Below are 21,933 nucleotides of genomic sequence, written 5' to 3' on the forward strand. Positions count from 1 at the left end.
CTAAAATTCGTTATAGATAAAATTACCTTGACCTTGTCCTAGGTAATTGTAGAGATAAATTAGGGCCATAAAAATGGCGAAATAAAGCAAGGTTTGTCCTAAAAATACCAGGACGTTTTTATGTTTTAACATTCTAATTTTCGATACCTTTTTTTATATAATATCCTCTTTAGTTTACCATCTTATCAGTATTTTTTCCAATAAAAAAGAAAAAATAACTAAATTTCATTTCTTTTTCATTAATAAGTTTCCGTGATACATGATTGGCTAAAATCAAAAAAACAGAGCTTAAAAGCTCTGTCGGATTTAACTATTTTGTGTCTTTTGGGCCGTCTGCATACGATAGTACATTCCCTTAGCTTGCATCAGTTGTTCATGGGTTCCGTGTTCAACGATATCCCCATTATTCATGACCAAAATAAGGTCCGCATTCTCTATGGTAGATAATCGATGGGCAATGATGAAACTTGTTCGACATTTCATTAATTTAGCGAAGGCCTCTTGAATGAGAAGCTCTGTACGAGTATCGATACTAGAAGTGGCTTCATCCAAAATTAAGATTTTAGGCACATTGACAAATATGCGAGCAATGGTCAAAAGCTGACGTTGTCCCTGAGAAAGGGATTGCCCCGCATCATTCAAGTAGGTGTCGTAGCCTTGAGGCAACTGCTGAATAAAGAAATCAGCATTGGCAGCCTTGGCCGCTGCTATGACTTCTTCACGACTGGCTTCTGGATTTCCATAGGCAATATTATCATGAATAGTGCCGACCTCAAGCCAAGTTTCCTGCAAAACCATCCCAATCTGTTTCCGAAGACTCTCACGAGTATAATCTGTAATAGGTCTACCGTCCAGTAGAATGTTCCCCTTATCCAAATCATAGAAACGCATAAGTAGGTTAATCAAGGTAGATTTCCCCGCTCCTGTTGGACCAACAATGGCAACAGTACTTGCGGCAGGGATATCAATGCTCAAATCCTTGATAAGAGGTTTATTAGGCAAATAGCCAAACTGGACATGATCAAATTGAAAACGTCCCTGCACATCTGCTTCTTCCAAGACCGCCTTACCTGTTTCTGTTATTTCCTCTTCATCCAATATCATATAAAGGCGATCAGCACAGGCCAAAGCACTTTGAAGTTCAGATAGAACAGATGAGATATCATTAAAAGGTTTCGTATACTGAGTCACATAATTTAGGAAGGTAGTCAATTGTCCCACTGTGAAAGCACCACCCGACATGATTCGATAGGCACCAACACCTGCAATAAGAGCATAAATCAGACTATTGACAAAACGTGTAGCTGGGTTAACCGCTGACGAATAAAAGATAGCACCCTGTGAATAATCAGCATACTTACCATTGACGTCTTTAAAACTCCTAACCATCTGGTCTTGAGCATTTAGACTCTGTACTAAAGCTTCTTGAGTCAGACTTTCCTCAATCAACTGAGTCTGCATACCTCGCCATTTAGTTTGATTGCGATAGAGTTGATAGCTCTTCTTTGCGATAAAACGTGCCACAAGCATTGACAGAGGCGTCATCACTAGAACTAAGAGCATCATGAACCAGTCTAAGCGAGCCATGGTAATGATTATGACAAAGATAGTCAAAAGCCCAACGAAAAATTGGTTAAAGACCATGAGAAGTCCGTTGTTTAACTGATCGCTATCTGTAGTCACACGGCTAACCATGTCTCCAGTTCCTTGACGATCAAGGTAACTAAGTGGCATAGCATGAATTTTCATCATGACTCGTTCACGTAAACTTTCGCTATATGAATAAATCAATCGATTATAAATCAGAGGGTTAAGCCACTGGATTGCACTATTAGCTAAGATAACTACAAGCATCTGCCAAATTAAACGTGACATCAATAGAACGGCGTTCATCTTAAGAACAGCGTCCACTGCATCACCAATTAAGATAGGTAAGTAAACCGTTAAGGCAACTTGAATAATGGTCCCAACAGTTGCTAAGGCAAAAAGGTAACGCTGACTTAAGATATCTCTACTTAAACGTTTAAGCGTTGATTTATTATTTCTAGCCTTCATCAGCGACCTCCTTTTGATGTTGAGAATAATGAATGTCTTGATAGAGTTTATTTGTGGCAAGCAATTCTTCATGATTACCCAAGCCAACTTGATGTCCCTTATCAAGCACCAAAATTTGATCAACAGCTTTTAGACTATTTGTTCTTTGCGAAATAATAATCAAACTCGTTGATTTAAGATTGTCTCTGATAGCCGCTAGTAGGCGACTTTCAGTCAAATAATCTAGGGCTGAGGTGGAGTCATCCAAAATCAAGAATGGTGCTGGTCTCATCAACGCACGCGCAATAGTCAAACGTTGACGTTGCCCTCCCGAAAAATTACGGCCAAATGACTCAACTGGCTCATCTAAACCAAGGTCCTTATCCCTTACAAAATCAGCAGCCTGAGCCATGTCAAGAGCATGCCAGAGTTCTTGCTCACTTGGTTCGTGGTCAAGTCCTAATGACAAGTTTGAACGAATGGTTCCCCTAAATAACTCAGCTTTTTGCGGGACATAGGCAACCCAAGAACGCCACTCTTTAAGGTTTTTTGGTGATTTTTGATCTTTGAAAATAGCTAATGAACCAATCTGAGGCTGATATAAGTTCATGATTAAGTTTACCAAAGTCGATTTACCTGAACCTGTACCACCAATAATACCTAGTGACTGACCTTGAGTAAGACTGACATGAATCTCTTGGAGTGATGGCGAACTAGCTGTAGGATAGGTAAAGGTCATCTGATCAATAGCTAGCACTGTGGAAGCCTGACTAGAAGTGCGGACTTCTAAAGGTGCCTCAATATCCTCATCTTGAAGTTCAAAAATCGCTTGTACCCGTTTTGCTGAAATAAAGCTTTGATTCAGATTGGTCAACATCATGGCCAATTTAAGGAGCTCCGTCAAAATTTGCAAGAGATAATTGACTAGAGCAATCAGCATACCTTGGGACAAGAGACCAGCTTGAATTTGCAGATTTCCTTGCCAAAGGATAGCAATCAAGGTCATATTAACAACCAAGAAAGTCAAAGGACTAATGAGACTTGCTATTACTCCTGTTTTGAGCTGCCACTTCTTCAAGTCTTTATTGACAGTAGTAAAGTTATCTAATTCACCCTCACTCTGATCAAAAGCCCGAATAACCCTCATACCTTCAAGTTGTTGACGTGTATTGGTAACAATTGACTCATTAATTACTCGAATCTTGGCGTATAAAGGATTGACGATGCGACTAGCTAGTACAATAATAAGGGTCAATACCAAGACCATGCCAAGAAACCAAAGGGTCAAGCGTGGACTGATTCGGAATGCCATAATAATGGCTCCCGTCACGATAATCGGTGCCCTCAAAAAGAGCCTCAAAAATTGATTGATGCCCGTTTGGATTTGAAAGGTATCACCAGTCAAACGTGTCACCAAACTTGACGTTCCAATCTCATCCCGCTTTTCCTTTGATAAACGCATGATCTTCTCATACAAATCATTGGTTAAACCTCGGGCATAGCCAACTGCTGCTCTGGATGAAAAATACTGTGCTGAAATAGCAACAACAACCCCAATAACGGCAAGTCCGAACAAGAGAAAAATCATCATAAACAGATGATTTTGGTCTTTATTTGGAATAGTTGTGTCGACAATTCCAGCAATCACTAGAGGGACCAAGAGTTCGAAACTGGCTTCGATTAATTTAAAAACGGGTCCCAGGATACTGTCTTTGACATATCCTTTGAAATAAACTAATAATGCTTTCATTTGTCTTTCCTTAAGAATGAAGCGTATCCTCTTAGAGACGAGAGAACATACGCATCAAAAAGAGGTTAAACTGCACTTCTTTGGCGTAATAAATATTTCCGCCATTTGTATAAAGTTTTCCGCCACCATAGTACATGGCAACCGGTTGGTAATAGGTGTAAGTTTCTCCACTGATATTTCCTAGACTCGGAGCAACGACATTTTTTGAATAAGCTTTTGCTAATTCGACGGTGTTAACTCCACCATTATCAGCCACATAATCGATATAGGCCTTACCAAAATTATAAGCTTGTACTGCTGTCCAAGGATCCACCTTATGATGGGCAGCTTCTTCCAGATTTTCTGACAGCACCGTCACCCCTTGACGAATACTTTCTTTTCGATCTGTGATGGAGTTAGTAACCCCTGTAGAACTTTCACTGGACTGCATCACGTCATCTGTCTTCCCCTTGGTTTCTGTGTAGATCATAGCCAACACCAAATCGACATTGGTTGTATTATCAATGTCGTCTTCAGCCAAAACCTCCTTAACCATGGATTCATAGGTTAAGACATGTTGAATATTGGCATGGATTCGATAACATTGGATACCTAAGATGAGGACTACGACAAAAACTGCCAGACGTCTTATCCATTTAAACATATTATTTATTGATGATATCCTCGATATTTTTGATGAGAATAGAGTAGGTGCCATCAGGATTTTGAATAAATTCAACACTATCGGCATCCTGATAAACATTATTAGGCACGATTAACTCAATTCCGTTCGATAACGATAATTTTTGATTCTCCAATTTCTTAATTTGACGTGAATGGTCAATATCTGAAACCGAAATGGGTTCAGGAATAACCTCTTTAAGCTCATCAACGAAGGTCAAACGAGCTGTCAAATTATTATCAAAGAGCTGATCTGCCAATTTTTCAGGTGATAACTCTTGGTCTTCTTCCAGGTTATTAAAAATAGCTGATTTCATTTTTCCTTGGAAATTAAAGTCATCCTGATTAAAATTCTCGGCAATCTTCTGAGCAGTATCTTCGACCATCTTAATCGATTTCTTGACAGATTGTTCAGGCTGGACCTGCAAGAGATTCTCAGAGAAATAATTGGCAAAGCTTCCATTATGCTTGATTCGCTTTTCAATCAAATAATACTGCTTACTACTACGATTGATTACCAAAGCTTCATCAGGTGTCTGAGCCGCAGATGGCAAATTATTTTGTGACAATTGAATAGGATGTTGGCCATCTCCCAAAGAATGAATCAAACTGTCCTTGAGAGCAATACGCAAGAAAGCAAAATATTCTTGCCCTTCTTTATCAAACTGAATAAAGACCAAATCATTGGTCTTTTGATCTTCAGAAATGACAAATTCTTCCTTCCAAAGTTGGGAAATTTTAACAGAACTTTCCATCAAATCATCTCCTAGATGACTGATAAAAACATTTTCCGCATCGAAATAGCCCCGTTTAGCCTCATCTGAGAAAACTTTAGAGAGTTTCTTTCGAAAATACTCATCTAAGCGAGGCGTTATTTCAAGAGGTCCTTCAGCTAAAACCAGCTCCGTATCATTTGGCGAAAACTGGTGAATGATAATGCGTTTAATATATAAATCTAACATAGTTTTTAATAGAGTGGGAAGGCATCTGTAAGAGCTTTAACTTCTCCACGAATGTGTTCCAAAACTTCAGGTTTATCATGATTTTCCAAAGCTTGTACCATTAATTCAGCAATTTTACGGCTCTCAGCTTCACCCATACCACGACTCGTAATGGCTGGACTACCAACACGGATACCAGATGTTTTGAATGGAGACAACTGCTCATAAGGAATACCATTCTTGTTCAAAGTAATATTAACTTCTTCAAGAACGTTTTGCGCAACCTTACCATTTTCAACAACCTTAGTCACATCAACCAAGAAGAGGTGATTGTTAGTGCCACCTGAGATAACACGGAAATCTGGATGTTGATTGAAAACATCAGCCATAGCAGCTGCGTTTTTGATAACATTTTCACCGTATTCCTTAAAGGCAGGGTCAAGTGCTTCTTTAAGAGCAACAGCCTTAGCAGCAATAACGTGTTCCAAAGGGCCACCTTGCAAACCAGGGAAGACTGCAGAATTCAATTTCTTAGCGATAGCTTCATCATCAGTCAAAATCAAACCACCGCGAGGACCACGGAGCGTCTTGTGAGTTGTTGTAGTTGTCACATGTGCATGAGGAACTGGACTTGGGTGATGACCAGACGCCACAAGACCTGCAATGTGAGCCATATCTACCATGAGATAAGCACCTACAGCATCGGCAATTTCACGGAATTTAGCAAAATCAATGATACGAGAGTAAGCTGAAGCACCAGCCACGATGAGTTTTGGTTGCACTTCTTTAGCCTGCGCAAGAATGGCATCATAATCAAGGAGTTCAGTATCCTTATCCACATTGTAAGCGACGAAGTTATAGGTCTTACCAGAGAAGCTAACTGGTGCACCGTGTGTCAAGTGACCACCCGCTGACAAATCCATTCCCATAACCGTATCACCTGGTTGGATTAATGACATGTAAACAGCAGCATTGGCTTGGCTACCTGAGTGAGGTTGCACGTTGGCAAATTTTGCTCCAAAAAGTTCTTTGGCACGCTCAATAGCAAGAGACTCAACCACATCAATCACGTCTGTACCACCATAGTAACGTTTACCTGGATAGCCTTCTGCGTACTTGTTAGTCAAGAGAGTTCCTTGAGCAGCCATAACAGCTTTAGATACCACGTTCTCAGAGGCAATCAACTCAATATTGTTTTGTTGGCGTTCAGCCTCAGCATCGATGGCGTTCCATAGTTCAGGGTCAAATGCTTTGTAATCTTCTTTATCAAAAATCATAGAGGTCTCCTTTGAGGTCTAAGGGGGTTTCAATCAACTCACCCACATATAGTTGGAAGTTATCTCACACTTCCATAGGTCTCTGTTAGTCATTTATTCTATGGTCAACTCTGGTAGAGCCGCCAATAGGTCTTCTTTTGTAATTTTCCCTTGTCTGAGAATCCTAGCAGGTGAAACAGACAAATCCAAAATCGTCGAATCTACACCTAACAAGGCATCATCATCTTGATAGCCAGTCACCTGAAAATCAAATTGTACTCTAATATCGTCGAAATAACGACCACTAGCCTTCCCAGACTTATTAGCAGATGGACCAATCAAAGGCCCTTCCGCTTGAATCAGCTCTCTAGTGACAGGATGGTCTGGCAAACGGAAGCCAACTGTCGCCAATCCTGAATTAATCCACTTAGGGACTTGATCATTAGCCTTTAAAATGATAGTCAAAGGTCCAGGCAAAAAAGCATCATACAATTGTTTCAAATACTTGGGTTGATCTTTTGAATAGGACAAGATATCTTCATAAGAAGCGACATTCAAATTCATGGCTTTATCTCTGGGACGATTTTTTAGCTCATAAACATGGTCAACAGCTTGCTCATCTAAAGCCTTAGCAAATAGACCATAAACAGTCTCTGTAGGAAGGACAACTGCTCCACCGTCAGCCAAGATTTCTCTTAACACTTTATTACTTTTCATCATCCATCACGACCATTCTATCTTGCCCAAATTGGTCCTTAAGAACACGCACACGCTTATCAGGAAAATGTAGAGACAAGAGTTTCTTCAAATCACGGCCCTGCTTATAGCCAATTTCAAAGTAGAGCTTTCCTTTTGGAGTTAAATACTTGTCTGCGTCCTCAATAATCTGTCTATAAATAGCAAGTCCCTCTTCATCAGCAAACAGAGCCATTTTGGGCTCGCTAGCCAAAACATTAGTACCAACTTCGTTCTTATCATTTTCAGAAATATAGGGAGGATTTGACACAATGATATCAAAACTACCAGAAGTATTTTCGAAAACATCCGATTGCACAAAGCTAATGTCTACCTGATTTAGTATAGCATTCTCTTTAGCAAGTACTAAGGCGTCAGCTGACAAGTCACTAGCTGTTACTTGCCAAAAGGGGCAACTCTTTTTCAGAGATACCGAAATAGCACCACTCCCAGTTCCGATATCAAGAATCTTGAGCTCTGAGCTAGGGTTTTCCGCTAAAATCAAATCCACTAGTTCCTCAGTTTCAGGACGTGGAATCAAGACACGCTCATCAACCTGAAAACGCAAGCCATGAAAGTCTTCATAGCCCAAAATATACTGAGCAGGCTTGTGATTCATTAGTTGGCTGAATACATAAGCTAACAACTCTGCATCTTCATCTGAAACTTCTTGACGCAATTGAAGAACAAAATGAGTCAAGTCCCATTGCTTCAAACCACGATAAACGAAGGAAAGGGCCTCTGGCTCTTCACCAACAGCATCAAGCTGCTTCTCATAGTCATCCAGGACATCCGCTAAAATCATTTGTTAAGCTCTTCCAATTTTTGAGTTTGATCATAAAGAACCAAGGCATCCACAACTTCATCTAATTTACCAGCTAGAATTGTATCAAGCTTTTGAAGGGTCAAACCAATACGGTGATCAGTTACACGGTTTTGCGGGAAGTTGTAAGTACGGATACGCTCTGAACGATCCCCTGTACCAACAGTCGATTTACGCTCAGCATCTTGTTCATCTTGAGCGATTTGTGCAAAGTGGTCCGCAACACGCGCACGGATAATCTTCATAGCTTTATCACGGTTCTTCTGTTGTGTACGTTCTTCTTGCATCTCTACTTTGATTCCAGTAGGAATGTGAACCATACGAACCGCAGTCGCAACCTTATTGACGTTCTGACCACCGGCACCAGAAGCGTGATAGATATCGACACGAAGGTCCTTAGGGTCAATTTCGTACTCTACTTCTTCAACTTCTGGCATAACCAAAACAGTTGCTGTAGAGGTATGAACACGACCTTGACTTTCAGTCACAGGCACACGTTGCACACGGTGTGCTCCTGATTCATATTTGAGTTTAGAATACACGGATTGCCCTGAAACCATGGCAACCACTTCTTTGATACCACCGACACCATTATAAGAGGCTTCCATAACCTCAAAGCGCCAACCTTGTGTTTCTGCGTATTTTTGGTACATAGCTAGAAGGTCACCCGCAAACAAGGCAGCTTCATCACCACCTGCAGCCCCACGGATTTCAAGGATAATATTCTTGTCATCATTAGGGTCTTTTGGCAAAAGAAGAATTTTCAAACGTTCTTCGTACTCTTCCTTAGCGGCTTTGGATTCTTTGAGTTCTTCCTTAGCCATTTCTTCCAAGTCAGGATCACCGCTTGCTTCCTTAATCATCTCTTCAGCATCTGAGATACTTTGGATGACTTGCTTGTACTCACGGTAAGCTGTCACAGTTTCACGAGTATTTGCTTCTTCACGTGACAACTCCATGAACCGTTTAGTGTCTGAAACTACTTCAGGGTCACTAAGCAATTCACCCAATTCCTCATAGCGGTCTTCAACCGCTTGTAACTGATCATAAATATTCATCTGTTATCTTTTCTCCTTATTATAACTAATAGTCATTTTTAGTCCTTATTCAAAGGGATTATGTTTTCGTGAGGTGGATTAAACCAGTGCTTTCGGCAAACAGAGATATAACTCTCGTGTCCTCCAATTTGAACTTGTGCTCCCTCATAAACTGGCTTCCCATCTTCCATACGAAGAACCATGGTTGCCTTTCTCGAGCAATAATGACAAATGGTCTTGATCTCATCAATCTTATCAGACAAAAGCAAAAGGTATTTAGAACCTTCAAAGAGATTGTTCTGAAAATCATTTTTGAGACCAAAAGCCATCACTGGGATATCTAACTCATCAACAATTCGTGCCAAATCATAGACATTCGCACGGGTCAAAAACTGAGCCTCATCAACTAAAACACAGTAAGGTCGTGGATCCATATTAGCAATGTAACCAAAAATATCCGTATCATCACCAATAGGATATGCCTTCCGTTTCATGCCAATACGACTAGAGATATAGCCGACCCCATCTCGATTATCCAAACGACTGGTCAACAATACTACTGGTTTTCCTTGTTCTTCGTAATTATAGGCAACCTTAAGAATTTCAATGGATTTCCCAGAATTCATAGTGCCATAGCGAAAATAAAGTTGTGCCAAACCAGTCTCCTCTAAAATATGTATTGTACTTATTTTATCATAATTCTAAGCGTAAAAGGGAGGGAGACTGAACAATTTTTGAAAAAAGTTCGCCTCACTCCCTTATTTTTATAATAGGTTTGACTTGTGTTTCAAATGGTTCAATCTTATCACCCTGATAACGTTTCACCAGTCTAATAGCTTCTTATGAATAGGCTTTAGCCAATTTTTCAAGAAGTTCTTCTTTCTCCTCGTCACTAGCAAATGAAGCTTCGATTGCCGTCTTATTATGAGCATAAAAGTCTTGCACTGAGCTATCAAAATGCTTGTGATAGAGTTCGTATTCCTTGGTTAAGTTTGTATCAGAAACGGTACGATTGTCCGTATTAATGGTAATATTCGCACCTGCTGCTTTCATTTTTAGATAAGGAAAATCAGCAACTGTAACGGCTGCTTTAGTCTGCAGATTACTTGTTAAACATAACTCTCCTGTGACACCATTTTTGACAAACTCTTCCAGAAGCTCAGGCTCTTGAGCCAGGATCGTTGCATGACCATTACGCTTAATTCCCATAGCAATTGACTCAGCCAAAAAGGCTGGGCAACCACACTCACCAGCATGAAAAGTCATCGGACGGTTGTAACTTTGGACTTGTTCAATTAGAGGTTTAATCGCTTTAGGTCCATAATGATGCTCATCTCCAGCAAAATCAAAACCAACAAAGTCACTATCTTCAACTTCATTTGCTTCATCAAGAATACGAGCCGTTAATTCTTGATCTGATTGGCGCATGCCACAAACTAGGGCCTTGGCTACAATACCGAATTCTTCTTGAGCTTGACGTAAGCCTTGACAAACAGCATCAATGGTTTCAGCGACAGTCAATCCCTTATCCATTGACAATTCTGGAGCAAAACGCACTTCAATATAGATAACATTTTCAAGAGCAGCCTGTTTAGCAACATCATAAGCCGCAACGGTCAAGGCTTCCTTTGTTTGAAGCAAAGGACGAATATAATCAAAAGCCTCAAGATAATCTAAGAGACTCTCACAGGTAGCAGGTGCTGTCACATGGTGTTTGAGCTCCGCATCGTCCTCAGGTAACTCAATCTGTGCCAAGTCAGCTAGGTGGCGAATGGTTTCCAATGATAGAGAACCATCCAAATGACAGTGTAGTTCTGTTTTAGCCAACTTATGAAAATCAATAGCAGTCATTCTTTTCTTCCTCTCTAAACAATATGTTTTTTATCAGATAAAAATTAATTTTTACTATCTTATCATTCTTATAGAAAAAGTCAAGGTATCGCGCCTAATAGGACGTAGTAGATTCTTGAAATGCCATTAGCATTTTGTTAGGATGTAACTATCAAGAATACAAGGAGAAACTTTATGTCTGACTATATTTTACCAGAAGTTTGGGAAAACCCAACCTCTATGGGAGGTGCCTGGGGTGGCCTCAATCAACCTACAGCTGGTGCACGTTTTGAACAAACTCTACCTAAAGGTGACCAACCTTTCCAACTCTATACTCTTCCGACACCAAATGGTATCAAGGCAACTATCATGCTGGAAGAATTGAAAGAACTTGGTGTGACTCAAGCGGGTTATGACGCTTATCGTATTAAGATTGGTGATGGTGACCAATTCGGCTCAGATTTTGTTTCAATCAATCCAAACTCAAAGATTCCAGCCATGATGGATTACTCTGAAGACCAACCAGTTCGTGTCTTCGAATCAGCTAACATCCTCCTTTACTTGGCTGAAAAATTCGGCAAACTCATTCCAACTGATCACGCAAAACATACAGAAGTTCTCAACTGGCTCTTTTGGCAAACAGGTGCTGCTCCTTTTCTAGGTGGTGGCTTTGGGCACTTCTTCCACTATGCACCTGAAAAAATCGAATATGCCATCAACCGTTTTGCCATGGAAGCCAAACGCCAACTTGACTTGCTTGATAAAGAATTAGCAACCAAACCTTATATTGCTGGTGATGAGTATACTATCGCTGATATCGCTATCTGGTCTTGGTATGGTCGTCTTGCTCAAGATAAGATCTGGGACAAGGCTGGTATTTTCCTTGATGTTAAAGAATACAAGCACCTTCAAGCTTGGACTGAAAAAATTGCTGACCGTCCAGCGGTTAAACGGGGACTTGAAGTCGACTATAAAGAGATCTAATTTTTATAACGGTTTGCCTAGGCTAACCGTTTTTCTATTGTTTCATGATATAATAGAAAGAAAATCACAAGGAGACATTCATGACTGTATTTCAAGCTATTTTAGAAAAAATTAAAGCCTATGACACTATTATTATTCACCGCCACCAAAGACCTGACCCTGATGCCATTGGTAGTCAGGTAGGACTGAAGGAAATTTTAAAAACAAACTTTCCAGATAAAAAGGTTCTTGCGACAGGTGTCAATGAACCTACCTTGTCTTGGATTGCTGAAATGGATAAGGTAACTGACCAAGACTATGAAGGAGCGCTTGTTATTGTTACCGATACAGCCAACACTCCTCGTATCGACGACGACCGTTTTGATAAGGGGGACTTTCTTATCAAAATTGACCATCATCCTAACGACGATGCCTACGGAGACCTCCTCTTAGTTGATACGACTGCTTCAAGTGCCAGCGAAATTGTGACTGACTGGGCTCTCACTCTTGGCCTTTCCTTGTCAGATGCCGCTGCTCGTGTTCTTTACAATGGTATTGTTGGCGATACAGGTCGCTTCCTCTTTCCGTCTACGACACCTAAAACACTTCAAATTGCGGCTAAACTTCGTGAATACGACTTTGATTTTGCAGCAATGGCTCGTCGTATGGATAGTTTCCCATTCAAAATTGCTAAATTACAAGGTTATGTTTTCGATAATCTAGAAGTCGATGAAAATGGTGCAGCTCGAGTTGTCTTGACACGAAAGGTTTTGGATGAATTCAATGTCACTGATGCTGAAAGTTCTGCAATTGTTGGCACTCCAGGTCGTATTGATTGCGTCGAATCTTGGGCTATTTTCGTAGAGCTGCCTGAAGGGCATTACCGTGTACGTCTGCGCAGTAAAAGCATTGTCATCAACGGGATTGCTAAACGTCATGACGGTGGAGGCCACCCACTTGCTAGTGGTGCCAATTCCTACAGCTTAGACGAAAACGAACAAATCTATCAAGAAATCAAGGATACCGTTGCCCATGCAACTCACTAATCGTCGTGTACGTCTCATGGGGACTGTGATTGACGTCTCTATCTATCATGAAGAACCAGAACCCCTGCTAGACCAGGTTGAAGCACTCCTACATACCTACAATAAGCGTTTCTCAGCCAATGATGACAGTTCCGAACTCATGAAAATTAACAAGGCAGCAGGCTTACATTCGGTGACGGTTCACCCAGAGCTTTTTGAACTTATTGCTCTTGGAAAATGGCATAGCTGCCAACCTGAAAGTCACCTTAACATTGCCATAGGACCTCTCATTCAGACTTGGCGCATTGGTTTTTCGGATGCCAAGCTGCCTCTGCCTGAAGAAATTCCTCCGCTCCTACAAATTATCAATCCCAATGCCATTGTTCTATCCGAGGAAAATCAAAGCGTTTTTCTCAAAGAAAAAGGGATGAAAATTGATCTTGGTGCCCTGGCAAAGGGATATATTGCAGATCGTATTGCAGATTTTCTTAAAGCAGAAAAAGTGACCAGTGCCCTAATCAATCTTGGAGGTAATGTTCTAACCTTTGGACCAGCTCTCCATAATCCTGATAAAAAATGGCGGATTGGTATTCAAAATCCCAAGGAGACTAGAAACACAAATCTTATGGTGCTTGCTATAAGAGACCAATCTATTGTCACTTCAGGAATCTATGAACGCACTTTTGAAATAAATGGCAAAACCTATCATCATATTTTCGATAGTCAAACTGGCTACCCTGTCTCTAGTGATCTAGCTAGTCTTACCATCATTTCATCCCTCTCAGTCGATGGTGAAATTTGGACGACACGTTTATTTGGCTCAAGTCTAGAACGCATTTTCCAGGAAGTTAGTTCACAACCAAATCTTGAAGCTATCATCGTTGATAAAGATAATCGATGCTTTCAGACAAGTGGCATTTACAAAATGCGAATTTCCTAAAAAATAGTAAAAAAGACTTGTCAAGAAGACCACCTTTTGATAAACTAAAATAGTTAAAAAACTATGGTGCGGAAAGTACCATGGCAGAAAGGAAATATTTTAACATGAAAAAAGATATCCATCCAGATTACCGTCAAGTAGTATTCATGGACACAACTACTGGTTACCAATTCCTTAGCGGTTCAACTAAACACTCAAACGAAACAGTTGAATTCGAAGGTGAAACTTATCCACTTATCCGTGTAGAAATTTCATCAGATTCACACCCATTCTACACTGGCCGTCAAAAATTCACTCAAGCAGACGGACGCGTGGATCGTTTCAACAAAAAATACGGTCTCAAATAAGCAACATCTTGTTGTTAAGCCATTCCAATTGGAATGGTTTTTTTGTATTCTCTTGGCTATAATCTCTCCTCCCCCGCTCCTTTAAAATAAAAAAACAGCTTCCATATGGAAACCGTTTAATCCTATTAACCTGCTTTACCAATAGCCAAAGCCCAGATAAAGAAGAGGGCAAATCCGAATAAGAAAATCAAACCTGCAATAGCAAGTCCTTTCAACCAAGTTGGAAGGTCTCTCTTTGCTTTTGTAACAAGTACATAATTCAAAAGCGCAAAGAAAGGTGTTGTAAGGAATGAACCAATCATGGCAAAACGAAGCATTGTTGCTACTTGACCTTGGAAGAAGAAAATAATGATGAGACCAAGAATAGCTGTCAATGTCATCCAAACATTCAATGGTGTTTGATTTTTTTCCTTTTGGTTAAACAAAAGACGAAGAGAAATTTCGTTAACACGTGAATAACCATCGATAACAGTAATCACAGTACCAAAGATACATAAGAAAGCGATAAAGGTAATCAAATAGCGTGACCACTCACCAAGCACTGAGGCATACATACCAACAAACTGAGCAATATACTTAGCTGATGCTGCTTCTACTGGTTTACCAGTTGGATACTGGATAAGAGCACCGAGTGCTACAAAGAATACTGCAAGAATAGCTGTTCCGATGAAACCAACGTTAAAGTCAAAGAGGGCATCGTCAGTGTTAAAGTCAACAGTTTTCTTTTTCTCAGCTGACCAAAGTGAGTTAATGGCTGAAATTTCAATTGGAGCTGGCATCCATCCAAGAAGTGAAACGATAAATGGAAGGGCTGCTAACTGCCATGGTGTTTTTTCAACGAAGTCAGCACTTTACTCTGGGTGTTTGATTGCTGCAATAATAACTGCTGCTACTGTTGCGATAGTCAAGGCTGACATGATCCATTTAGCCATGCCATCAAGAAGTTTGTAACCACCAAAGAGTAACATACCCCAAATGATTGCAACCAAAATGATTGACCATGTTGTAATACTCAAACCAAGCATTGGAAAGGCACTAGCAATGATAGCTGAACAAAGAATAGAAACACCTGCAGTATTAACCAAGGCTGAAAAGACATTCAAAATGAAGAATACCCAAAGATAGAACTTACCTTTCTCAGCATAACCTTCAACAAGGGTTTTACCCGTATCTGCGGTATACTCAGCACCAAAACGGAAGAATGGGTATTTAAAGAGGTTAGCTAGAATAACCAAGCCTAGCAAGGCCCATCCATAAGAACCACCCGCTTGAGTTGATGAAACGATGTGGGAACCACCTACGGCCGCTGAAGCCATTAGGATACCAGGTCCCATTGCTTTTATTTTACTACGCCAGGTAGACTGACTAGATATACTTGTTTCTGACATAAGAGAATCTCCTAAAATAAATTTTCAGAATAATCTGAATTGATGTTTACCTTTTACACAATTGTTGGAATAATTTCAATAGAATTTCACATATTTTCTGAAAAATAGAAAAAAGCCATCCAAATGGATAGCTCTTTTACTATTTAGAAAGTCCTGTAAAGAAATCTACGATAGCTTGCCAGATTTGTGCAAAAATATTTTTGCTGTTCTCAACCGCTTTGTTGGCATTAAAGTTTAGGTTGATTCCAGAGAAAGTATTACCAGCTTTCGAAACGATAGAATCTTTAAGTGAACTCAAGGTTGACTTAAAGCTAGCACTATCAATGATTGAAGACTTAGATAAATTCATAGCAAAATTCACCAGAAGGTTAATTTGCGTATCAGAAAGATTCAAGTTGTAATTATTAATTGTTTGCTGAACAATCGTTTTAGCTTGGTCTTCAGTCAACTTATCCCCTTTATCAGCAACTGCTGACTTAATATCAGTCATAGCTACATTAAGCTTGTCCGCATCATAGTCACTCTTGCCTGAATTTTCCTCATTAATTTGAGAAAGGGTTTTGAGTTCCTCTTGCGCAAGCTCTTTGCTTTCATCTGAAACTTTAGCCCCATTTTGCTCAAGGGAATAGTAAATACCAGCCAAGGCACTTTCTCCAGTAACTGCGATTGGTGCTGCTACCGTAATCTTAGCATGTTCGATACCAAGTGTCGTGGCAGCATTACGGTACATATCTGGAGTGATTTTCGTGATATTTTGCGGTGTCACAATCTCTACACTCAAGGTTTCCTTAGCACCCAGCTTAGCAATCTTAACCGAAGAATATAGCTGAAGACTAGAATCGTCAGCCACATTCATGATATTGGCGTAAGCAGATGTCGTCAAGGTCTTGACATTAGTATCCTTACTACTATCATACCCTAATAAATTCAAGGTTTCATTTCGTTGCTCTTCCGACAATGAATACCCCATCACATAGTCTGGTTGAACATAAGATTCATCAATAACCTTTTGGACTTGTGATGATGTTGCTGCTTGAGCAACCGAAGTAAAGGCTGTTACTGAAGCCAATATAGCCATCCCAGTAACAAGAAGTTTTTTCAATTTCATGTGTGTTTCCTTTCGAAAATAGAATAGTATTCCATAATCTCCTAAAGGACGACTGACTCTAGGCCCAGCCGCTCACCTATTATACCATGACTTAAAAAATTAAGGTTAAAAAAACTACTCGTGCAACTCCAAAGGAAGACCATCTGGATCAGCAAAGAAAGTCATCTTTTCACCGGTAAAAGTGTCCTTGCGAATAGGTTGGCAGGAGATACCCTTTTGTTCTAACTCTTTGACGACCTCTTCAATATTAGTCACTCTGAAAGCTAAATGACGTAAGCCACATGCCTCAGGATAAGACGGACGTTTTGGGGGTTCCACATAGTTCGGATCACTGGTCTTATTGCCGAAGATTTCAAGTTCTATACCTCCACAGCGTAGGTCTAACTTATAATCATGACGTTCCGGACGGTGATTTTCCCGAATAATCTCAAAACCAAGTTTATTGACATAAAAATCTCGAGACAAGTCATAATCAGAAACAATAATAGCAACATGGTGCACTGTATTTAAAAACATATTTTCCTCCATTGAAAAAGGCCCGAAGGCCCTTTTTTAACTTTGAAATTGATTGTATGACTTATTAAAGGCTTCAATAATATCTGAACTTGCCTTGTCAAAATCTACCTGTGATTTCAATTCACCTTTGACGATTGTACGCTGAGTTGCTTCGGCATCCGTACAAGTTACAAGGGTAACTTCAGACTTGCCAGGTGTATCATCAACTACTGCTACTTCAGTTGGTTGAACAACCTTCACCTCACTAATAACATAAGTATAGACTTTATTTTTATCCGTAAGATAAATCTTCATACCTTCCTTAGCCTTATCTAGCGGTGAAAATAGCATATCAGATGCACCGGCAATACCAAAGACGTGGTGGCTAGCTAGTGAATAGTTGTTTTCACCACCCATGACTTGATCTTCTTTCATCGTTCCTGCACCGTAAGTCAACTCTGTATTGCCGAGTCCTTTGAAAATAGGGAGATTGATACCTACCTCTGGAATAGCAATACCACCAACGACAGGAAGCTCTTGAGCATCCATCTGTGCCTGCAAGACAGACTCTGTACTAATTGATTTAACGGTATCAAAGTCAAAGCTAGTCTTAGCTTCCTTGTTTTTCTCAATAGTCTTTTTAGAAACCTTGCTCACTTGATACTTATTTGTATTCCAAGCAATCACTGTGTTTCGAATAGACTTATTGAAAATCAAGGCTAAACCAACAACCAAGAGAACAATAATCAACACCCAGCGAAGAATATCAAGCCACTTACGGCGTTTTTTTGTTACGTTATTTTTCTTATCTTTGCTCATTAGTTGTCACCACTTTCTTGATCTTCGGAAGCTTGTTCAACTTCTTCTGGCTCAACTAAAGCAAAGGTAACAATACGAGCAGAGTCATCCAAACGCATGACCTTAACCCCTTGAGTGGCACGACCAGTTTGTGAAATATTAGCAACGGCAGTACGGATGATAACACCTGTATCGGTGATGACCATGATATCCTCATCACCAGACACTGTTACAATACCTGCTAGGTTACCATTCTTCTCTGTGATATTGGCAGTCTTGATACCTTTACCACCACGACCCTTCGTTGGGTATTCAGTAGCTGAGGTACGCTTACCGTAACCCTTTTCAGTGATAATCAAGACTTCTTGGTCTTCTGTAATGGCAGCTGCACCAACAACTTGGTCACCATCACGAAGAGTTACCCCTTTAACACCGGCAGCCATACGACTCATGCTTCGAATAGTGTCCTCTTTGAAGCGTACACTGTAACCAAATTTAGTACCAATGACAATTTCTTCATTACCAGTAGTCAAGAAGACATTGATTAGCTCATCACCTTCTCTAAGTTTCAAGGCAATCAACCCATTTTGACGAATGTTCTTAAATTCCGTTTCTTTTGTACGTTTAACTAGACCTTGGCGAGTTACAAAGACAAGGTGATTATTTTCAGAAGCTTGATCACTCTTGGCATTAATGACTGTTTGAATAGTCTCACCTTCGTCCAACTTCAAGAGATTGACGATAGGTAAGCCTTTGGCTGTACGACCGTATTCTGGGATTTCATACCCCTTAAGACGGTATACACGCCCCTTATTAGTCATGAAGTAAAGGTGATCATGAGTGCTTGTTGAGACAATATCACGAACAAAGTCATCATCGTTAACACCAGTACCTTGGACACCGCGACCACCACGTTTTTGTGAACGGAACTCGTCTTGGGCTAAACGTTTAATATACCCTTTATTTGAGAGAGTGATAACAACATCTTCTTCCTCGATGAGGTCCTCATCTTCAAGAGAAATGACCTCTCCAACCATAAGCTCTGTGCGGCGAGCATCTGCAAATTTACGCTTGCTTTCGTCCAATTCTTCCTTGATGATAGCAATGACACGTTCTGGTTTTGCCAAAATATCAGCTAAATCAGCAATCAGAGCCAAGAGATCATTGTACTCATTTTGAATCTTATCACGTTCCAAACCTGTCAAACGACGCAAACGCATATCAAGAATAGCTTGACTTTGACGTTCCGTGAGTTCGAAGCGAGCCATCAACTCAGCTTGAGCCTCAGCATCAGTTTGACTGTTACGGATAATCGTAATCACTTCATCCAAATGATCAAGGGCAATCAACAAACCTTCTAAAATATGGGCACGTGCCTCAGCCTTATCCTTGTCAAACTGTGTACGACGAACCACAACTTCTTGTTGGTGAGCAATATAGTCAGCCAAGATTTGACGCAAAGAAAGGATTTTAGGAACACCCTTTTCAATGGCCAACATGTTGAAGCTGAAGTTAGTCTGAAGTTGCGTTAATTTGAACAAATTGTTCAAGATAACATTGGCAGAAGCATCACGACGCACTTCGATGACAAAGCGTACGCCTTCACGAGAAGACTCGTCACGGACTGCTGTAATCCCCTCAATACGCTTTTCTTGAGCTAAACGAACGATATGTTCATGAACCTTGGTCTTATTGACCATGTAAGGAAACTCAGTGACAACAATACGCTCACGACCTGATTTAGTTGTTTCAATTTCAGTACGCGAACGAAGAACAATAGAACCCTTACCAGTTTCATATGCACGGTGAATACCAGATTTCCCCATGACCAAGCCACCAGTTGGAAAGTCTGGACCAGGAAGAACTTCCATCAGTTCAAGTGTTGTGACTTCAGGATTATCCATCATCAATTTGACAGCATCAATCGTTTCAGCCAAATTGTGTGGTGGGATGTTAGTCGCCATACCAACGGCAATCCCTGTCGCACCATTGACAAGAAGGTTTGGAATACGTGACGGAAGAACGATTGGCTCACGTTCTGATCCATCATAGTTATCTTGAAAATCAACGGTATTCTTATTGAGATCACGAAGCATTTCCAAGGCGATTTTAGACATACGCGCCTCAGTATAACGCTGAGCGGCAGCCCCATCACCATCCATAGAACCAAAGTTCCCGTGACCGTCAACCAACATGTAACGGTAGCTCCACCATTGCGCCATACGAACCATGGCTTCATAGATAGATGAGTCTCCGTGTGGGTGATATTTACCCATGACATCCCCGGTAATACGGGCAGATTTTTTATGTGGCTTATCAGGTGTCACCCCAAGCTCATTCATTCCATATAGAATACGACGTTGTACAGGTTTTAAACCGTCACGAACATCTGGGAGAGCACGAGACACGATAACACTCATGGCATAATCGATAAAGCTTGTCTTCATCTCAGACGTCAAATTAACGTCAATTAAATTATTATCTTGCACTCTAAAAATGCCTCTTTTCTTTCATTCAAATCATTCCAAACTCTAATAAAAGAGTATAGAAAATTTCTATAATATTATACCATAAAACGCTTTACTTTTCAGTTGTGTAAACGCTTTCATCTATTATTTCCTTATTATTTCGTGACATCCATCACTTAAAGTGGTAGAATAAGCAGTGTACGGGGTAACCCAATTAAAAAATAAGGAGATGTTTAGACCCATGACTGCAACTAAACAACACAAAAAAGTCATCCTCGTTGGTGACGGTGCCGTAGGTTCATCTTACGCTTTCGCACTTGTAAACCAAGGTATCGCTCAAGAACTTGGTATCATCGAAATTCCACAATTGTTCGAAAAAGCTGTTGGTGATGCACTTGACCTAAGCCACGCGCTTGCTTTCACTTCACCTAAAAAAATCTACGCAGCTAAATACGAAGACTGTGCGGATGCTGACCTTGTAGTTATCACTGCTGGTGCTCCACAAAAACCAGGTGAAACTCGTCTTGATCTTGTTGGTAAAAACCTTGCTATCAACAAATCTATCGTTACTCAAGTTGTTGAATCAGGCTTCAAAGGAATCTTCCTTGTAGCAGCTAACCCAGTTGACGTATTGACTTACTCAACATGGAAATTCTCAGGATTCCCTAAAGAACGCGTTATCGGTTCAGGTACTTCACTTGACTCAGCTCGTTTCCGTCAAGCACTTGCTGAAAAACTTGGCGTTGATGCTCGTTCAGTTCACGCCTACATCATGGGTGAACACGGTGACTCAGAATTTGCCGTTTGGTCACACGCTAACATCGCCGGTGTAAACCTTGAAGAATTCCTTAAAGACACTCAAAACGTTCAAGAATCTGAATTGGTTGAATTGTTCGAAGGTGTTCGTGATGCCGCTTACACAATCATCAACAAAAAAGGTGCTACTTACTATGGTATCGCCGTTGCCCTTGCTCGTATCACTAAAGCTATTCTTGACGATGAAAATGCAGTACTTCCATTGTCTGTATTCCAAGAAGGTCAATATGGTGTAAGCAACGTCTTTATCGGTCAACCTGCAATCGTAGGTGCACACGGTATCGTACGTCCAGTTAACATCCCATTGAACGATGCTGAACAACAAAAAATGAAAGCTTCTGCTGACGAATTGCAAGCTATCATTGATGAAGCATGGAAAAACCCTGAATTCCAAGAAGCTTCAAAAAACTAATCTAACATTAGTTAAATAAAAGTCTCCAGTATGTTCTGACCCCAAAAAGTTAGACAAATAATTTAAGCAAAGGATTTAGTTCTGTATTGTACAGGACTGAGTCCTTT

General features: G+C 40.4%; 20 protein-coding genes and 1 pseudogene. 5 read left to right on the forward strand and 16 right to left on the reverse strand.

Annotated elements, in window-relative coordinates; all coding sequences use genetic code 11:
* The 11 genes from H7U04_RS09140 to add form a co-directional block, all read right to left on the reverse strand.
* The gene (locus tag H7U04_RS09140; protein WP_002885174.1) at window positions 1–132 is read right to left on the reverse strand and encodes a teichoic acid D-Ala incorporation-associated protein DltX; all 132 of its coding nucleotides are present in this window, start codon (window positions 130–132) and stop codon (window positions 1–3) included.
* A 174-nt stretch (window positions 133–306) separates the two neighbouring features.
* Window positions 307–2,055, reverse strand: coding sequence for an ABC transporter ATP-binding protein (locus tag H7U04_RS09145; RefSeq protein ID WP_037597896.1), 1,749 nt, complete (start codon window positions 2,053–2,055; stop codon window positions 307–309).
* Window positions 2,045–3,784 (reverse strand): ABC transporter ATP-binding protein, encoded by a 1,740-nt coding sequence (locus H7U04_RS09150; protein WP_073689823.1) that lies wholly within the window; start codon window positions 3,782–3,784, stop codon window positions 2,045–2,047. The genes H7U04_RS09145 and H7U04_RS09150 overlap by 11 nt, the downstream gene beginning before the upstream one ends.
* A gap of 31 nt (window positions 3,785–3,815) precedes the next feature.
* Window positions 3,816–4,427, reverse strand: coding sequence for a lysozyme family protein (locus H7U04_RS09155; RefSeq protein ID WP_073689822.1), 612 nt, complete (start codon window positions 4,425–4,427; stop codon window positions 3,816–3,818).
* A gap of 1 nt (window position 4,428) precedes the next feature.
* Complete coding sequence (locus H7U04_RS09160; RefSeq protein ID WP_073689821.1) at window positions 4,429–5,406, reverse strand: nucleoid-associated protein; 978 nt, start codon at window positions 5,404–5,406, stop codon at window positions 4,429–4,431.
* Window positions 5,407–5,411: 5 nt separating this feature from the next.
* The gene (gene glyA / locus H7U04_RS09165) at window positions 5,412–6,662 is read right to left on the reverse strand and encodes a serine hydroxymethyltransferase (protein ID WP_073689820.1); all 1,251 of its coding nucleotides are present in this window, start codon (window positions 6,660–6,662) and stop codon (window positions 5,412–5,414) included.
* A gap of 93 nt (window positions 6,663–6,755) precedes the next feature.
* Entirely contained in the window at window positions 6,756–7,361 is a 606-nt protein-coding gene (locus H7U04_RS09170; protein ID WP_060972471.1) for an L-threonylcarbamoyladenylate synthase, read from the reverse strand.
* Entirely contained in the window at window positions 7,348–8,181 is an 834-nt protein-coding gene (gene prmC / locus H7U04_RS09175) for a peptide chain release factor N(5)-glutamine methyltransferase (protein WP_073689819.1), read from the reverse strand. Before prmC ends, H7U04_RS09170 begins: the two co-directional genes overlap by 14 nt.
* On the reverse strand, window positions 8,178–9,257 hold the full coding sequence (gene prfA / locus H7U04_RS09180; protein ID WP_002891161.1) for a peptide chain release factor 1: 1,080 nt from the start codon (window positions 9,255–9,257) through the stop codon (window positions 8,178–8,180). The genes prmC and prfA overlap by 4 nt, the downstream gene beginning before the upstream one ends.
* A 38-nt stretch (window positions 9,258–9,295) precedes the next feature.
* Window positions 9,296–9,892 carry a thymidine kinase gene (locus tag H7U04_RS09185; protein ID WP_073689818.1) on the reverse strand — a complete coding sequence of 199 codons (597 nt, stop codon included), beginning with the start codon at window positions 9,890–9,892 and terminating at the stop codon, window positions 9,296–9,298.
* A gap of 184 nt (window positions 9,893–10,076) precedes the next feature.
* The gene (gene add / locus H7U04_RS09190) at window positions 10,077–11,087 is read right to left on the reverse strand and encodes an adenosine deaminase (protein ID WP_073689817.1); all 1,011 of its coding nucleotides are present in this window, start codon (window positions 11,085–11,087) and stop codon (window positions 10,077–10,079) included.
* A gap of 174 nt (window positions 11,088–11,261) precedes the next feature.
* On the opposite strand from add, the gene yghU reads away from it, so the two are divergent.
* The 4 genes from yghU to H7U04_RS09210 all read left to right on the forward strand — a co-directional run bounded on the left by yghU (window position 11,262) and on the right by H7U04_RS09210 (window position 14,341).
* A complete protein-coding gene (gene yghU, locus H7U04_RS09195; protein WP_037600817.1) occupies window positions 11,262–12,050 on the forward strand; it encodes a glutathione-dependent disulfide-bond oxidoreductase in 789 nt (262 codons plus the stop codon).
* Between the two features lie 80 nt (window positions 12,051–12,130).
* A complete protein-coding gene (locus tag H7U04_RS09200) occupies window positions 12,131–13,075 on the forward strand; it encodes a DHH family phosphoesterase (protein ID WP_110981466.1) in 945 nt (314 codons plus the stop codon).
* Window positions 13,062–13,994 (forward strand): FAD:protein FMN transferase, encoded by a 933-nt coding sequence (locus H7U04_RS09205; protein WP_073689815.1) that lies wholly within the window; start codon window positions 13,062–13,064, stop codon window positions 13,992–13,994. Before H7U04_RS09200 ends, H7U04_RS09205 begins: the two co-directional genes overlap by 14 nt.
* A 104-nt stretch (window positions 13,995–14,098) precedes the next feature.
* A complete protein-coding gene (locus tag H7U04_RS09210; protein WP_003093591.1) occupies window positions 14,099–14,341 on the forward strand; it encodes a type B 50S ribosomal protein L31 in 243 nt (80 codons plus the stop codon).
* A gap of 125 nt (window positions 14,342–14,466) precedes the next feature.
* Here H7U04_RS09210 and H7U04_RS09215 read toward each other — a convergent pair.
* The 5 genes and pseudogenes from H7U04_RS09215 to gyrA form a co-directional block, all read right to left on the reverse strand.
* Window positions 14,467–15,729: pseudogene (locus tag H7U04_RS09215) on the reverse strand (NRAMP family divalent metal transporter).
* A gap of 139 nt (window positions 15,730–15,868) precedes the next feature.
* A complete protein-coding gene (locus H7U04_RS09220; protein WP_037600769.1) occupies window positions 15,869–16,837 on the reverse strand; it encodes a DUF1002 domain-containing protein in 969 nt (322 codons plus the stop codon).
* Between the two features lie 114 nt (window positions 16,838–16,951).
* Entirely contained in the window at window positions 16,952–17,353 is a 402-nt protein-coding gene (locus H7U04_RS09225; protein WP_037597911.1) for a VOC family protein, read from the reverse strand.
* 36 nt (window positions 17,354–17,389) lie between these two features.
* Window positions 17,390–18,151 (reverse strand): class A sortase, encoded by a 762-nt coding sequence (locus H7U04_RS09230; protein WP_060972462.1) that lies wholly within the window; start codon window positions 18,149–18,151, stop codon window positions 17,390–17,392.
* Window positions 18,151–20,619, reverse strand: coding sequence for a DNA gyrase subunit A (gene gyrA, locus H7U04_RS09235; RefSeq protein ID WP_073689812.1), 2,469 nt, complete (start codon window positions 20,617–20,619; stop codon window positions 18,151–18,153). Before gyrA ends, H7U04_RS09230 begins: the two co-directional genes overlap by 1 nt.
* A 220-nt stretch (window positions 20,620–20,839) precedes the next feature.
* Between gyrA and H7U04_RS09240 the strand changes: the two genes are divergently transcribed.
* Window positions 20,840–21,826, forward strand: a complete 987-nt coding sequence (locus tag H7U04_RS09240; RefSeq protein WP_073689811.1) for an L-lactate dehydrogenase — start codon at window positions 20,840–20,842, stop codon at window positions 21,824–21,826.
* Window positions 21,827–21,933: the final 107 nt, after the last annotated feature.

Source organism: Streptococcus sp. 22.1, from assembly GCF_016648645.1.
In the GTDB taxonomy this organism is placed as follows: domain Bacteria; phylum Bacillota; class Bacilli; order Lactobacillales; family Streptococcaceae; genus Streptococcus.

What these genes read in the sequence shown, in the direction of transcription:
- H7U04_RS09140 (WP_002885174.1), bottom strand. Translation starts at nt 132, where the DNA reads ATGTTAAAACATAAAAACGTCCTGGTATTTTTAGGACAAACCTTGCTT.
- H7U04_RS09145 (WP_037597896.1), bottom strand. Translation starts at nt 2,055, where the DNA reads ATGAAGGCTAGAAATAATAAATCAACGCTTAAACGTTTAAGTAGAGAT.
- H7U04_RS09150 (WP_073689823.1), bottom strand. Translation starts at nt 3,784, where the DNA reads ATGAAAGCATTATTAGTTTATTTCAAAGGATATGTCAAAGACAGTATC.
- H7U04_RS09155 (WP_073689822.1), bottom strand. Translation starts at nt 4,427, where the DNA reads ATGTTTAAATGGATAAGACGTCTGGCAGTTTTTGTCGTAGTCCTCATC.
- H7U04_RS09160 (WP_073689821.1), bottom strand. Translation starts at nt 5,406, where the DNA reads ATGTTAGATTTATATATTAAACGCATTATCATTCACCAGTTTTCGCCA.
- glyA (WP_073689820.1), bottom strand. Translation starts at nt 6,662, where the DNA reads ATGATTTTTGATAAAGAAGATTACAAAGCATTTGACCCTGAACTATGG.
- H7U04_RS09170 (WP_060972471.1), bottom strand. Translation starts at nt 7,361, where the DNA reads ATGATGAAAAGTAATAAAGTGTTAAGAGAAATCTTGGCTGACGGTGGA.
- prmC (WP_073689819.1), bottom strand. Translation starts at nt 8,181, where the DNA reads ATGATTTTAGCGGATGTCCTGGATGACTATGAGAAGCAGCTTGATGCT.
- prfA (WP_002891161.1), bottom strand. Translation starts at nt 9,257, where the DNA reads ATGAATATTTATGATCAGTTACAAGCGGTTGAAGACCGCTATGAGGAA.
- add (WP_073689817.1), bottom strand. Translation starts at nt 11,087, where the DNA reads ATGACTGCTATTGATTTTCATAAGTTGGCTAAAACAGAACTACACTGT.
- yghU (WP_037600817.1), top strand. Translation starts at nt 11,262, where the DNA reads ATGTCTGACTATATTTTACCAGAAGTTTGGGAAAACCCAACCTCTATG.
- H7U04_RS09200 (WP_110981466.1), top strand. Translation starts at nt 12,131, where the DNA reads ATGACTGTATTTCAAGCTATTTTAGAAAAAATTAAAGCCTATGACACT.
- H7U04_RS09205 (WP_073689815.1), top strand. Translation starts at nt 13,062, where the DNA reads ATGCAACTCACTAATCGTCGTGTACGTCTCATGGGGACTGTGATTGAC.
- H7U04_RS09210 (WP_003093591.1), top strand. Translation starts at nt 14,099, where the DNA reads ATGAAAAAAGATATCCATCCAGATTACCGTCAAGTAGTATTCATGGAC.
- H7U04_RS09220 (WP_037600769.1), bottom strand. Translation starts at nt 16,837, where the DNA reads ATGAAATTGAAAAAACTTCTTGTTACTGGGATGGCTATATTGGCTTCA.
- H7U04_RS09225 (WP_037597911.1), bottom strand. Translation starts at nt 17,353, where the DNA reads ATGTTTTTAAATACAGTGCACCATGTTGCTATTATTGTTTCTGATTAT.
- H7U04_RS09230 (WP_060972462.1), bottom strand. Translation starts at nt 18,151, where the DNA reads ATGAGCAAAGATAAGAAAAATAACGTAACAAAAAAACGCCGTAAGTGG.
- H7U04_RS09240 (WP_073689811.1), top strand. Translation starts at nt 20,840, where the DNA reads ATGACTGCAACTAAACAACACAAAAAAGTCATCCTCGTTGGTGACGGT.